The sequence below is a fragment of the Hippea jasoniae genome (genome assembly GCF_000744435.1).
GTDB lineage: Bacteria > Campylobacterota_A > Desulfurellia > Desulfurellales > Hippeaceae > Hippea > Hippea jasoniae.
In genome coordinates, this window is the sequence record NZ_JQLX01000013.1 from 33939 (window position 1) to 47275 (window position 13337).

Annotated in this window: 14 protein-coding genes, 2 tRNA genes and 1 other RNA gene; all 17 read right to left on the bottom strand. The window is 36.9% G+C overall.

Features of this window, described 5'->3' with window-relative positions; translation table 11 throughout:
• Position 1 precedes the first annotated feature (1 nt).
• The 17 genes from EK17_RS05025 to flhA all read right to left on the bottom strand — a co-directional run bounded on the left by EK17_RS05025 (position 2) and on the right by flhA (position 13272).
• Entirely contained in the window at positions 2-346 is a 345-nt protein-coding gene (locus tag EK17_RS05025) for a 4Fe-4S binding protein (protein ID WP_035588168.1), read from the bottom strand.
• Positions 346-921, bottom strand: a complete 576-nt coding sequence (locus tag EK17_RS05030) for a 2-oxoacid:acceptor oxidoreductase family protein (protein WP_035588170.1) — start codon at positions 919-921, stop codon at positions 346-348. Before EK17_RS05030 ends, EK17_RS05025 begins: the two co-directional genes overlap by 1 nt.
• Positions 922-942: 21 nt before the next feature.
• Entirely contained in the window at positions 943-1542 is a 600-nt protein-coding gene (recR, locus tag EK17_RS05035) for a recombination mediator RecR (protein WP_035588172.1), read from the bottom strand.
• Positions 1542-1871 (bottom strand): YbaB/EbfC family nucleoid-associated protein, encoded by a 330-nt coding sequence (locus EK17_RS05040; RefSeq protein WP_035588174.1) that lies wholly within the window; start codon positions 1869-1871, stop codon positions 1542-1544. The genes recR and EK17_RS05040 overlap by 1 nt, the downstream gene beginning before the upstream one ends.
• Positions 1872-1902: 31 nt before the next feature.
• Positions 1903-3117, bottom strand: coding sequence for a DNA polymerase III subunit gamma/tau (gene dnaX, locus EK17_RS05045; protein ID WP_051904443.1), 1215 nt, complete (start codon positions 3115-3117; stop codon positions 1903-1905).
• 21 nt (positions 3118-3138) lie between these two features.
• Positions 3139-3238, bottom strand: an RNA gene (ffs, locus tag EK17_RS09255) — signal recognition particle sRNA small type.
• 21 nt (positions 3239-3259) lie between these two features.
• A tRNA-Arg gene (locus tag EK17_RS05050) sits at positions 3260-3336 on the bottom strand.
• A gap of 17 nt (positions 3337-3353) precedes the next feature.
• Positions 3354-3448, bottom strand: a tRNA-Ser gene (locus EK17_RS05055).
• A gap of 46 nt (positions 3449-3494) precedes the next feature.
• Positions 3495-4706 carry an EAL and HDOD domain-containing protein gene (locus EK17_RS05060; RefSeq protein WP_035588176.1) on the bottom strand — a complete coding sequence of 404 codons (1212 nt, stop codon included), beginning with the start codon at positions 4704-4706 and terminating at the stop codon, positions 3495-3497.
• Between the two features lie 15 nt (positions 4707-4721).
• Positions 4722-5192 (bottom strand): thioredoxin family protein, encoded by a 471-nt coding sequence (locus tag EK17_RS05065; RefSeq protein WP_156957525.1) that lies wholly within the window; start codon positions 5190-5192, stop codon positions 4722-4724.
• A gap of 41 nt (positions 5193-5233) precedes the next feature.
• A complete protein-coding gene (locus tag EK17_RS05070; protein WP_035588180.1) occupies positions 5234-5551 on the bottom strand; it encodes a nitrous oxide-stimulated promoter family protein in 318 nt (105 codons plus the stop codon).
• Complete coding sequence (gene purD, locus EK17_RS05075; protein WP_035588182.1) at positions 5548-6822, bottom strand: phosphoribosylamine--glycine ligase; 1275 nt, start codon at positions 6820-6822, stop codon at positions 5548-5550. The genes EK17_RS05070 and purD overlap by 4 nt, the downstream gene beginning before the upstream one ends.
• A gap of 33 nt (positions 6823-6855) precedes the next feature.
• Positions 6856-8460: a methyl-accepting chemotaxis protein gene (locus tag EK17_RS05080; protein WP_035588184.1), complete on the bottom strand. Its 1605-nt coding sequence runs from the start codon at positions 8458-8460 to the stop codon at positions 6856-6858.
• A gap of 55 nt (positions 8461-8515) precedes the next feature.
• Positions 8516-9190 carry a cytochrome c biogenesis CcdA family protein gene (locus tag EK17_RS05085; RefSeq protein ID WP_035588186.1) on the bottom strand — a complete coding sequence of 225 codons (675 nt, stop codon included), beginning with the start codon at positions 9188-9190 and terminating at the stop codon, positions 8516-8518.
• Complete coding sequence (locus EK17_RS05090) at positions 9190-10041, bottom strand: MinD/ParA family protein (protein WP_051904444.1); 852 nt, start codon at positions 10039-10041, stop codon at positions 9190-9192. Before EK17_RS05090 ends, EK17_RS05085 begins: the two co-directional genes overlap by 1 nt.
• Positions 10034-11221, bottom strand: a complete 1188-nt coding sequence (gene flhF / locus EK17_RS05095) for a flagellar biosynthesis protein FlhF (RefSeq protein WP_035588188.1) — start codon at positions 11219-11221, stop codon at positions 10034-10036. Before flhF ends, EK17_RS05090 begins: the two co-directional genes overlap by 8 nt.
• Positions 11218-13272: a flagellar biosynthesis protein FlhA gene (gene flhA / locus EK17_RS05100; RefSeq protein ID WP_035588190.1), complete on the bottom strand. Its 2055-nt coding sequence runs from the start codon at positions 13270-13272 to the stop codon at positions 11218-11220. Before flhA ends, flhF begins: the two co-directional genes overlap by 4 nt.
• Between the last annotated feature and the right edge of the window lie 65 nt (positions 13273-13337).

The window sequence follows — 13337 nt, forward strand, 5'->3', positions numbered from 1 at the left end:
TTTACTTTGAAAAAGCTTCTTTTCTAAGCTCTTTTAATGTTTTTCCTTTAGCCTCAGACTCAAGAATCATCTTTAGGGATTTTGGCTTGGTTGGGCACTGCTCAACGCAAATACCGCAACCCTTGCAGTGATCGTAATCTATGCCAGCCATTTTGCCGTTTTCGTCTACTAATATTGAGCTATCGGGGCAATAAACCCAGCAGAACATACATTGAATACATGTATCTGGATTCCAGACAGGTCTTTCAACTCTCCAAGAGCCTGTTTCATAACTTTTTGAATTACCCGGATCTTTGATTGTTGCTCCTATTAAAACCTCATCCCAGTTTAGTAGTTTTTCAGCCATTACTTTACCTCCTCATAGGCTACTTCTATTGCCTTTCTATTGCCCTCTATGATTTTTTCTGGAAATTTACCTGTTTCTTTTAGTAGTTCTACGACACCCTTTGATACATCTTCTTTGGAGAATAAACCTGCAACTTTTGCCAAAGCTCCGATCATAGGTGTGTTTGGAATAGCCCTTCCCAATGCTTCGATGCTTATTTTGTTTGCATCAAGTACATATACCTCATAGTCTTCAAGTCCCAGCTCTTTGACGACCTCATCCTTACTAAATGCTGTGTTTATTATAACCTTACCTGTTGGTTTCAATCCTTCTTTTACATCAACAAGTCCCATTAAGGTTGGGTCAAGTAGCAAAACAATATCTGGCTCCATATACTCTGAATGATCTCTAATCGGTTTTTCATCAACCCTTGTAAATGCAACAACTGGTGCTCCGCGCTTTTCAGCACCGTAAACTGCAAAACCCTGAGCATAAATTCCCTCTTCTTGGGAGATGAGTTCAGCTAATGTTTTAGCTGCAGTAACTGCTCCCTGACCGGCTCTGCCGTGCCATCTAATTTCTAATTTCTTGGTCATCTTCTAACCCCCAACGATTTTTTATAGCAATGTCCTTTTTGAGAATGCCTCTATAAGTGTTTTTCTGTCTATGTAATTAATGTTTGCCCCAACAGGAATACCGCTTGAGATTCTTGAAAGTTTTACATCGCTGTTTTTTAGTTTATCTTTTATATACTGAGCTGTTAAATCACCCTCTGTTGTTGAACTGATAACAAGTATGATTTCTTTAATATTTTCCTCTTTTACTCTACTAACCAAGTAATCGATCCTCTTTATAGCGGTTTCTATGCCGTATATAGGTGAAAAGAGCCCCCCCAATATAAAATATAGCCCATTATACACAGATGCCGTTTCAATTTCAAGGAGATTTTCAGTGGATTCTAATACGCAGATGGTTGTTCTGTCTCTTTCGGTGTCTTTGCAGATGTTACAGATTTCATCGGTATTTGTTGTGATATTGAAACATTTTTTACAGATTCTTACCCTGCTTATGATATTCTCCAAAGATTCCTTTATATTTAAGGCTACCTCTTTGTGGGTGGCAAGCCAGTAAGCATACTTTAAGGCATTTTTCTGACCCACGCCAGGTATATTTGTAAATTGTTGTGATAGATCATTTAATAATTTCTCAGATTCCATTAAAACATTCCGGGAATATTCAAACCTCCAGTTATAGCGGAGATTTTTTCTTCCATCTTTTCCTTTGCCTTTCTTATTGCCTCATTAACACCTGAGAGCACTAAATCCTCAAGTGTTTCGATATCGTCTGGATCAACTATCTCTTTTGAGAGTTTTATGTTAACCACCTCGCCAGCTCCGTTTGCCTCAACGGTTACCATGCCACCACCAACAGTTACCTCAACTGTTTCTTTTGCTGCTTCTTCCTGTGCCTGAGCTATTTGTTTTTGAATTTTTTTTGCCTGATTAAGTAGGCTGTTTAAATCCATTCCACCAAAGTTTTTTGCCATCTTGCACCCCTTTCTTCGATTTAATTATAGATTAATTTTTTATTTTTTCAATATTTACTATTTTACCCTTAAATATAGTAAGGACTTCATCTACTGTGGATTGATTGTTTTTTTGTGGGATATTGCTATGTTTTGATGTTTCTTTAAAAGAGGAGTTAATAGGCTCACTTGATGGTTTATTGTTTAATACTGCAGATGTTTCAAAACCTAAAAGCTTTTCTATAACCTTTTCTATACTCTCAAGCTCTGCAGCTGCAAAAGATTTATAAGTTGCTACGATCAATGCATCTAAGGGGTCAACTTTTCTTTTTATATCGCCCAACGCTTTGTAAAATATATTTAAAAGAGCTACCTTTTTTTCTAATGATATTTCCTGCTTTATAAGGTTTTCTATAATCTGGGAGCAAAACTGTTCAAGGTTTACCGAATTTTCATACAGTGTGTATATTAAATCAATTGCCGAGCGATTTTTGTTGATAACAAATTCGATAAATTCCTCTATTTTTTGTGTAGTGGAGATACCTGCTACTAAAGAGGCATCATCGGCTGTAATGTTGCCTTCTAATTTAAAGGCTATGCATCTATCAAGCAGGCCTTCTGCAACCCTCAAAGATCCCATACTTGCTTTAGCTATAAGCTTTATAGCTTCACTTTCTATGTCTATTTTTTCGTTTTGAGCAATTTGGGTTAGTTTTTTTTCAATTTCTTTTTCAGGAATTCTTGTTAGTGTCAATATTTGACATCTTGAAAGTATTGTTTCTGGAATTTTTTCAATTGCCGTGGTGGCAAAGATAAATTTTACATATTCTGGGGGCTCCTCAATGGTCTTAAGCATGGCATTGAAGGCTTCCTGAGTGAACATATGAATCTCGTCGATTATGTAAACCTTAAACCGTCTCTTTAGTGGTGGATATTTAATACTTTCTATGATTTCTCTTGCGTTTTCAATTTTTCTGCTTGATGCACCGTCGATTTCAATAACATCAATATCTCTGCCTTTCTGTATAGCGATGCATGCTTCGCATTGATTGCATGGATCTGTTGTAGGCCCTTTTTCGCAGTTGATTGATTTTGCAATAATACGCGCAAGAGAAGTTTTGCCCACTCCCATCGGGCCTGATAGAAGAATGGCATGATGCAATTTATTTGATTGGATTGCGTTTCTTAAGATTGTTGTGGCAACAGGCTGACCAATAACTTCATCTAACTTTGTAGGTCTGTATTTTCTGGCTAATACCTTGTACATCGTTTCCCCTTAGCGATGCTCATCAGGGCAGGACACTGAACGCTCACACAACCAGACCTACCGTTGCTCCCTTCCGGGCCTGGCGGGGTTCAGCCTGGCGTGTGTCGCCCAGGCCCACCCGATGAACATCGCTAAAAGAAAATGGCGCGCCCAAGAGGATTCGAACCTCTGACCCCAAGAACCGCAATCTTGTGCTCTATCCAACTGAGCTATGGGCGCCCCTTGTTCTTTTTAGATGGCGGAGAGGGCGGGATTCGAACCCGCGGTAGAGCTTGTGGCCCTACACACGATTTCCAATCGTGCTCCTTCAGCCAGACTCGGACACCTCTCCGACTGCGCTTTGATACTAACACATTTTTAAAAAAAGTCAAGATGGCTTAAGAGTATATGCTATCTGCGAATTCTACAGCATCAAGGTAGCAGGAGTTTATGCATCCTGTATCTATGTTAAGAGAGGTAGATATTTTTTGGGCATCCTCGAAATTGGCTTTCTCGTATTGCTTTATAAAGTTCAATAAATTTAAATATGGTGATGGTTTGTTCAATAATGCATTCCTGATTTCTTCATCAAGAAAATTTAATTCTTTTAAAATTTTATTCATCGGTTTAGAAAGCATTGTATCCATCAGTGAAAATAGCCCTGTAAAGTAGGCTTTTTCTTTATCGAGCTTAAAATGGTCTGAAAGGTTTTGAGCAAATTTTGCCCTTATTGTTGCTAAAACGGCCAACTCTTGAGGTTTTTCTTCGGCTAATTTTGACATGTAGATGATGTTCAGCCATTCTTTAATTTTCTTTTCACCCAAAAGATCGACAGCCTGTTTTATGGAGGTAACCTTTCTTTTTAAGCCGTAAAAGGGGGAATTTATTAGCGATAAGAGTTTTGTTGAAAGGTAAATGTCTCCGCTGATTAGTTTAATCAATTCCTCTTTGGATGTGTTTGGGCCGTTTATGACTTTGATAGCTTTGATAATTGTTGTCTGATACGGTGCAATATCTTTTTTTACTTCTATTGTAGGTTTTTCAAAAAAGAACCCCTGAAAATACTCAAAACCCAACTGTTTGGCAAACTCAAAATCCTCTTTTGTTTCAACCTTTTCTGCTAAAAGTTTTAATTTATACGGTTTATAAAGCTCAACCTCTTTTTTTATCTTTTCCTTTGATAATTCCAAAAAATCAACCTTTATAATATCTGCAAGTTTCACAAGCTCTGAGAGATTTTCCTCAAAAACAAAATCATCTAATGCAATTAGATAGCCTTCTTTTTTTGCCTCTTTTAGCGCCTCAACGACTTCCTTGTCTGCTTTTACATCCTCAAGTACTTCAACCACTATTCTTTCTTTAGGTAGAACATCAAAAACCCTTTCTGTAATTAAATCTTTTGTGAAGTTTATAAATAGTCTGCCTTTTTTTGCTATTCTATCAAGACCGATATTTAAAAATGCGTTAATTATAACCCTCTTTGTTGAAACTTCACCATCAAAACTGGTTGTGCTTACATTTTTTGATTTGTTTTCTCTGTATAATAATTCATAACCAAATGTTTTGCCGTTTGCTTTAAGTATCGCCTGTCTACCGATAAGAAAGTCCATTTATTTATTTCTCCTTTAAGGCGTTGAGAGATACTCTTTAAGGCTCATTGTTTTGTATGCTTTTGTGTCGACATACGATAACACCTTAACAAAAGTGTCAGGCGGCAAATATCCTGGAACAATGGCTATAGCCTTTAGGTTTTTATCCGTTATAACAACATAAGGCGTTGAGCCCATAAAACCATACATAATAGCTAAATCTATCGCTTTTAGTTTTAATTGTCCATTTTTTGAGGGTATTAGATATTTTTTGTTTTCGTCTGTATGGATAAAATACACGCTCATTTTTTTGAGGTATTTTTTCTCTATTTTAGAATGTTCAAAATCGTTTTTAAGCTTTTTGCAGTAAGGGCATGTTGTTGAATCAAACACTAAAACCGTATATCTGCCCTTTGTTTCTATTTTTACTGTTTTTGATGCGTGATTGCAGGATGATAACACTACTGCAAATGCAAATAAAGCAAGAAAAATTAAAAACCTTCTCATAAAACCTCCAGGAATAAATTTTATCACAAAACTAATTTGTGTCAAAAGAAATAATGAAACACCCAATCAAGCCTGCCATGCTTTAAAAAGTACATTCCGCTAAATTTCATAACCTCCTTAATTTTCAGTCTCATTTGTGGCTTGTAGCAATGGATTTTGCAGTGTTTGCATTGAGGTTTGGGATCAAGAGGGCAGGCATATAACCTTTGAAGCGAATACTCAAGTAGTTCATAACATTCCTTACAATAGCCATCTTTATATTCTTTTCTGCCTTTTCTTAGATGATTTTCCCTGCAATAGACAGCTATAAACTTTTTTAATATCTTTTCATCTTTTTTTATGCGTTTCTGTTTGTTCACAGATACTTATATGCTTTATTGCCTATGTCTTTTCTATAGTGCATTTTATCAAAATGAATCAGTTTTATAGCCTCGTAGGCTTTTTGCTGGGCTTTTTTAAACTCTTTATCAATAGCAACAACATTCAAAACCCTGCCGCCGCTTGTTAAGATTTTGCCATTTTGCATTTTTGTGCCTGCATGAAATATTATAATGTCATCTAAATTTTGTACCTCTGTCAATCCTTCAATGGGTATATTTTTTTCATATTTCAGTGGATAGCCTCCGCTTGATATAACCACGCATACAGCATAGCTGTCTTTCCATTTAAGGTTTATTGAGTTTAGTGTGCCTTCTGTTGATGCAAGCATAACCTCAAGCAGATCACTTTCAAGTAAAGGCAGTATGGCCTGGGTTTCTGGATCTCCAAATCTGCAGTTAAATTCAAGGACATAGGGGTTATTATCTTTTATCATTAAGCCTGCATATAGCACGCCTTTGTAGGGAGCACCTTCATTTTTTAAGCCGTTGATTGCTTTAAGCATTATTTCATTTATGATTCTTTCTTTTAATGTGTCGTTGATGATGGGGGCTGGTGCATATGCACCCATTCCGCCAGTATTTGGACCCTCATCATTGTCAAATACAGGTTTATGGTCCTGTGCAGCTATCATTGGCACGATATTGTCTCCATCACTAAAAATCAAAAACGATGCCTCTTCACCTTCTAAAAATTCCTCAACAACGACTCTTTTGCCTGCATCACCAAATCTTTTATTTATAAATATTTCCTCTAAAGCTTTTATAGCTTCCTCTGTGCTTTTTGCTACAGTTACGCCTTTTCCAGCTGCAAGACCATCTGCTTTAACAACAATGGGGGCGCCTTTTTTTACCACATACTCTTTTGCTTTGTTAAAATCCTCAAAAACCTCGTATTCTGCTGTTGGTATATTGTATTTTTTTAAAAAGTTTTTGGTGAAGGATTTACTTGCCTCGATTCTTGCTGCCTTTTTGGTTGGTCCAAACGCCTTTATACCTGCTTTGTTTAGTTCATCTACAATGCCTTCTGCTAAAGGATTTTCTGGACCTATAACAACATAATCTATTGTTTCTTCTTTGCAAAATTCCACTATGCCGTTTATATCCTCTGCCGAGATAGGAATATTTTCAGCTATAGATAAACTGCCTGCATTCCCAGGTATGCAATATAGCTTTTTACATAGCGGTGATTTGCTTATTGAGTGGGCTATTGCATGCTCTCTGCCGCCTCCGCCAACGATAGCAACCTTCATTTTTCCTCCTACAATTTTTATAGAGTATGCTTTTTAGAGTTTAAATTTATTTACCTCCTGAGAAACCTTTTCAGCTATCTCTTTTAGCTCAACCGATGCTCTTGATACATCCTCTGCTGCTTTAGCATTTTCCCTTGCTGCCTCAACAACCTCTTTGACCTGAGAGTCGATCTCTGCCACTGTTGCTGAAATCTCCTCAATGGCAGCGGATGTTGAGTTTATCTCATCAATTGTTTTGTTGGTTCTATCTACAACATCGTTGATATGGTCTTTGTTTTTCTGAATGGCGTTTGCCTCAGATAGTATGCTTTCTTGCGTTTTTTTGGTTTTTTCAATGGCTTTTTCAACATCAGCCTGCATCTTTACAATCATGTTTCTTATCTCTTCTGTTGAACTCTGCGTCTTTTCTGCTAATTTCCTAACCTCATCTGCAACCACAGCAAAGCCTCGTCCTGCCTCACCGGCTCGTGCTGCCTCAATTGCAGCATTTAGAGCAAGCAGATTGGTTTGATCAGCGATTTCACTAATCACATCAACAATTTTTCCGATACCTTGAGATGATTCGCCAACTATATTGATCTGCTCCATTGTCTCTTCTGCTAATTTTGCATTTTTATCCATATTCTTTACACGCTCTTCTATATCATCAATCATCTTTTCGTTTACTTCTCCAATTGCATTTGCAAGGTGGGTTACATTTTCTGCAGCCCTTGCAATATCATCGATTGCCTTTGCAGTATCGTTGATGGCGTTTACTATTTCATCCATGCTGCGCGTGGTTTGTTCGTTTGTTGCTGCCATTTCTGTGGCGGCTGATGATAGGCTTGCAGAATGGGAAACCATAACATCAGAGGCGTTTTTAATATCCTGCACCATTTTTTGCAGTTCTTTTGCCATATCGTTGAGGTCCCTTTTTAGTTTGCCGATCTCGTTGTTTTCTATCGACTGAAATCTTATATTTAGTTCCCCATGTTTAAATCTTTCAATAATAATTGAGACTTCTTTTAGAGGTTCTAATAGATAATTTTTTACACTAAAGAATATAATTAAAACAATTCCAAAAAGAATGATATAAATTAAGACCATTACCATATCTGTGGTTTTAAAAGAGTTTTCAAGCTTTGATATTGTGTTTTTTACCAAAGCTATTCTGCTGTCTGTTAGAGATTCTATCTCATTTTCGATTTGGATAGTTTTACTATCTATTTTGTTAATATCGGCTGTATTGTTATTTTCTATTGCTTTTTTGATTTCATCTGCTGCGATAACAAGTTGCCTTTGAATGAGGGAGTTCAGGTTTCTCAATCTTTCAACTTCAGAGTTAGATAGAGTTTCTCTGTGATGCGAAAGGTCTTTATTGATCAGGTTTGCTATAGTAGAGAAATTATTTTTTGCCCTTTCTAATAAGTTGGAATCTTTTAAAGAAAATGCTTTAAACAGAAGTTTTTCACCTTTTGCAAAATTGCTTTCTATTTTGTGGTATAGACTCAGCTGTGCAAGATCTCTTTTATAAACCCTATCAAGGTGTCTTTGGTAAGATTTTAATACAGAAAATGTATAAGCAGAAGCAATGAGTAAACCTACAAGTATCAGCAGAACCCCACCCAGACTCAATGTTTTGACCGATAAATTTCTCATTGCTCACCTCCTTTTTTTGCCTTAATAAATAGTCCAGCTTTTTTAGCTTTCAAGCCTAAAATCCCCCGTTGTAGATTAAGTATGCGCCAGCTATCATTAATAAAACACCGGATATTTTTTGCAGTAGATCCAGTCTTTTGAAGGTTTTTGAGATTTTAAAAAAGTAGTTGATTGAGAATGCAAAAATAAGAAATGGAAAACCTACACCTAAGGAATAGATGAGCAACAAAAGACTGCCCTGTTTCACAGAAGCTGTGTCTGCTGCAAGAATTAAAATAGAGGAAAGCATCGGCCCTACACATGGACTCCATCCAAAGGCAAAAATCACACCAAAAATAAAAGAGGATAGATAGCCAGGTGTTCTATTACAGGTTGTTAGTCGTTTTGTTCTATTTAGAAAATCGATTTTTATTACCTCAGATAGCTGCAATCCAAAAAGAATAAGAATAACACCAGAAATCCTTGCAAGTATAACTTTATTGGAGAGCAAAAAAATACCTATGGAGCTTGAAGCTGCACCCATTGTTATAAAGATTAAGGAGAAACCAAGAATAAACAGTGTCGTTTTGATAAAAATTATATGTGGCTGGGTATTTGCCCCGCTTTTTAACTCCTCAAGCGTATGTCCTGTAACAAAGGAAAGATAAACAGGGATTAAGGGGAAAATGCAGGGTGAAAAAAAGCTTGCCAAGCCGCCAAAAAAAGCTCCCCAGATTAAACTTAAACTCATCAGCCTCCTCCAAACAGCGACGCAAAGAAACGCGCAATGGGATTTTCTCTGACTTTTAAATTCTCTTTAAACATTGCATTTATAAACTTTTTCATCGATATTGTAAAGTTAGAGTTGGGATAAAGCTCAGCAATGAGTTTTTGGGATTTTACTGCCTGCAGGAGATTTTTATCATACAAAGCCCATCCCATGGGTTTAAACTCTTTTTCTATAAATTTTTTGGAGATTTTGTTTATGTTTGTAATTGTATTTTCTGCTTCCTGCGGATTTTTTGCCATATTGACAAAAATATATAGGTTTTCTTTTTTATAGTTCTTTGAAAGAATTTTAAGTATGGCATAGCCGTCAGCTATAGCTGTTGGCTCTGGTGTTGTGATAACAACGATCTCTTCTGCGTTTTTTAAAAAGAATGTTACTTTTTTAGATATACCTGCGCCTGTATCGATTAGTAAAACATCCGTTTCTTTGGCGATATCTAACAGCTCATCCTTGATCTTTGAAAAAATAGGTTCTGTGATGTTTGCTATCTCCTCTATACCGCTTCCAGCAGGAATCACCTTGAAGTTATCGTTGACTTTGATCATGATATCTTTCATCTTTTTGCCGTTTTTTATTACATCTATTAAAGAGTGTTTGCTTTTTAAGCCCATTAAAATATCGATGTTTGCAAGCCCTAAGTCTGCGTCAAACACAACAACCTTTTTGCCAATACTACTTAAAAGGTATGCCACATTGGCCACAATGTTTGTTTTACCAACACCGCCCTTTCCACTGGTAAATGCAATTACACGCGATTTTTTCTTGCTTTTTTCTTTTACCATCTCTCTCAATTTCTCAGCCTGATCAGCCATTTTTTACCTCTCCTTTGATAATTAAAGAGGAGATTTTGAGTGGTTCTGCCTCGATTATATCCTCAGGCACATCCTGACCGTAAGATACATAGAATATAGATTTTTTTGTTTTTACTGCTATGTTTAACATACTGCCTGGTGTTTTTGTTTCGTCTACTTTGGTAAATATAATGTCGTTTATGGGTAGCTTTGAAAACTCTTTAAAACTGTTGAGATTGTCTTCCTCTTTGATATTTGTTGCCATAACTAAAGAAAAGTGTAGGGCAGGTTGACCTTTGAAGATTTCAAATAGCTCTATCAATCTTTTTATATCGCGCGGGCTTCTGCCTACTGTGTCAACAAGCACGATGTCTCTGTCTTTTAAATCTGTTAGAGATGATTTAAAATCTTCCTTTGTTATACTAACAACAGCGGGAATATCCATGATTTTTGCATAATTTAGAAGCTGATCCACTGCGCCGATTCTGTAGGTATCTGTTGTAATTATGCCCACTTTTTTGTCTTTCTTTAATTTGTAGATGGCAGCAAGTTTTGCCAGTGTTGTCGTTTTTCCAACACCTGTTGGTCCAAGGAGGATTATGGTTTTTTGAGATGGTCTGCTTTGTTTGAAGAATTGGGATATAACAAGAGATAGATATTCCTTAACATATTCATCGTCGTTTAAGCGGTTTTTATCAAGATTTCTGTAAACACCCAGAGCAATTTTGTATGCATATTTCTTTTTTATTCCCAGTGAGCACATATATGCAAAATATCTGTTCATGCCAAGTGGAATTTTTGAAATATCGACTTCTGTGTCCTTTTTTGCCTGTGTAATGGCTGTTTTTAAGTCGTTAATGTCTCCTTTTATCTGCTGAATGAGTTTTTCAAATGCATCATCCTTTACAGTTAGAAGCATCTGCTCTAACTTTTTGACCCTTTCTTCAAGCTCTGCTTCTTTGGGTTTCTCTTTTGAAATGGATGAGTATTGCTCTATAGCCTGTTTAAATTTTTGTTCTTTTTTTGGTGGTGTGTTGTCGATAGCTGCTGTAACCTCATAGACCTCTTTTTTGAAAAACGAAAAAAATCGACCTTTCTTAACCTTCTTTGATGAGACTATGAATGCATCATCACCCAAATCAGCCTTTATCTTTTTTAAGGCCTCTTCAAAGGTTGCTGCAGTGTAGGTTTTTAATATCATAACTCGATACTGCCTACGGTTTTAATTTCGACCCCTTCTGCTATCTCCGCATAGGAGATAACGGGAATTTTTGGAAAAAACCTGCTTATAAACCCTTTAAAGTATCGTCTAATCCGTGGAGATGTCAAGATGATAGGCTCAATGCCTTTGCCTGCCACATCGGATATTACCTGCTGGACTTTTTCTATGAGTTTTTCTGAGATATTTGGAGGCAGATCCAGATATGTAATACCGTTTTGCTCCTTTAGATTGGCGTTAATGACACCTTCAACATTGCTACCCAGCGTTATAACATGGATTACATTGTTTTCATCCTTATACAGATTGGTGATATGTTTTGCTAAAGCCATTCTAACATATTCAGTTAAAGTGTCTGGGTCTTTTGTGTATGCCGCATAGTCAGAAAGTGCTTCTGCTATTGTTATCATATCTTTTACGGGTATGCCATCTTCAAGCAGATTTTTCAAAATTTTATGTATGGCACCAAGCGAGAGTTGCTGATTGAGTTCTTCGACGATTTTTGGATAATCCTCTTTGATAGCATCAAGCAGTTTACTTGCATCCTGTCTGGTAAAGATATCTGAAATATGGGATCTTATAATTTCTGTAATGTGTGTTATGATTACGGTAACAGGGTCAACAACTGTGTATCCTTTAACGATTGCCTCGCTTTTTAGGTTGTTGTCTATCCATATAGCATCAAGTCCAAAAGCTGGTTCTTTTGTTGGAATACCCTCTATATCTTTGCCTCCACCGGGTTTCATGGCAAGGAATTTATCGGGATAGACCTGATAGCGTGCTACCTCTATACCTTTTATGAGAAAAACATACTCGTTTCTGTCTAAGTTTAAATCATCTCTGATTCTTATTGAAGGCACTATAACACCAAGCTGACCTGCAATCTGTTTTCTCATAAGCTTTATGCGTTTTATTAAAGAGCCATCTGCTTTTTCATCAACAAAACCTATCAGCCCGTAGCCGATTTTTAGCTCAAGTAAGTCAACCTTTATAGCCTCTTCTATATCCTCCATTGTAATTTCTTCTTCAGTCTGCTGGGCTTCCTTTTCCTCTTCAAGCTCTTTTTCTTCCTCTTTTTTCTTCTGAGATGAGATTGAGTATGCAATTCCAGCAAGAATGGCTGCAAGAATTACAAGATGCCATGTAGGCATACCGGGAATTAAAGACATAACTACAAGCACCACTGCGGCAATATACAGGGTTTGATATTGATTTATTAGCTGATTAACAATGTTGGTTGATAGGTTTATCTCTTCAGAGCTTCTTGTAATTATGATACCAGCTGCTGTTGATACAGTTAGAGCTGGAAGCTGACTGACAAGCCCATCTCCAATGGTTAAAACAGTGTATCTGCTTGCTGCAGCAGATAAGCTCATATGGTGTTGTAAAACGCCAATTATTATACCGCCTATAATGTTAATAGCGGTAATTAAAAGACCTGCAATGGCATCACCTCTAACAAATTTACTTGCACCGTCCATTGCTCCGTAGAAGTCGGCCTGCCTTGAAATCTCTTCCCTGCGCCTTCTTGCTTCCTTTTCATCTATTATGCCTGCATTTAGGTCTGCATCGATACTCATCTGTTTGCCTGGCATTGCATCCAGAGTGAATCGTGCGGCAACCTCAGCAACTCTGCCTGCACCTTTTGTAATAACAACAAAGTTGATAATAACAAGAATAATAAAAACTATTAAACCAACAACATAGTTGCCGCCAACAACAAAATATCCAAAGGTTTCTATCATTTTTCCTGCTGCCTCAGGGGTTTGAGCACCATTTAATAGAATCGCTCTTGTTGTTGCCACATTTAATGATAACCTGAACAGTGTTACAGCCAGTAAAACAGAAGGAAAAGTAGAAAACTCAAGCGGTTTTGGCACATATACGCTAACAAAAAAAATCAAAAGCGCAAGTGCAAAGGATGTTGATACTAAAAAATCGATAATAAAACCGGGTAACGGTATGACTAAAACAGCAAATATCAAAATGACCGTTATAACTACGCTAAAATCGCTGAGCTTGATGCCTCTAATGTGGCCCTCCGATACAAAAAAATCGCTTAATTATACCGATAAGTTGGTTTTTTTACAAATGCATT

Bases quoted from the DNA above. Each gene is read 5' to 3' on its own strand.
- EK17_RS05025 (WP_035588168.1), bottom strand. From the start codon at position 346: ATGGCTGAAAAACTACTAAACTGGGATGAGGTTTTAATAGGAGCAACA.
- EK17_RS05030 (WP_035588170.1), bottom strand. From the start codon at position 921: ATGACCAAGAAATTAGAAATTAGATGGCACGGCAGAGCCGGTCAGGGA.
- recR (WP_035588172.1), bottom strand. From the start codon at position 1,542: ATGGAATCTGAGAAATTATTAAATGATCTATCACAACAATTTACAAAT.
- EK17_RS05040 (WP_035588174.1), bottom strand. From the start codon at position 1,871: ATGGCAAAAAACTTTGGTGGAATGGATTTAAACAGCCTACTTAATCAG.
- dnaX (WP_051904443.1), bottom strand. From the start codon at position 3,117: ATGTACAAGGTATTAGCCAGAAAATACAGACCTACAAAGTTAGATGAA.
- EK17_RS05060 (WP_035588176.1), bottom strand. From the start codon at position 4,706: ATGGACTTTCTTATCGGTAGACAGGCGATACTTAAAGCAAACGGCAAA.
- EK17_RS05065 (WP_156957525.1), bottom strand. From the start codon at position 5,192: ATGAGAAGGTTTTTAATTTTTCTTGCTTTATTTGCATTTGCAGTAGTG.
- purD (WP_035588182.1), bottom strand. From the start codon at position 6,822: ATGAAGGTTGCTATCGTTGGCGGAGGCGGCAGAGAGCATGCAATAGCC.
- EK17_RS05080 (WP_035588184.1), bottom strand. From the start codon at position 8,460: ATGAGAAATTTATCGGTCAAAACATTGAGTCTGGGTGGGGTTCTGCTG.
- EK17_RS05085 (WP_035588186.1), bottom strand. From the start codon at position 9,190: ATGAGTTTAAGTTTAATCTGGGGAGCTTTTTTTGGCGGCTTGGCAAGC.
- EK17_RS05090 (WP_051904444.1), bottom strand. From the start codon at position 10,041: ATGGCTGATCAGGCTGAGAAATTGAGAGAGATGGTAAAAGAAAAAAGC.
- flhF (WP_035588188.1), bottom strand. From the start codon at position 11,221: ATGATATTAAAAACCTACACTGCAGCAACCTTTGAAGAGGCCTTAAAA.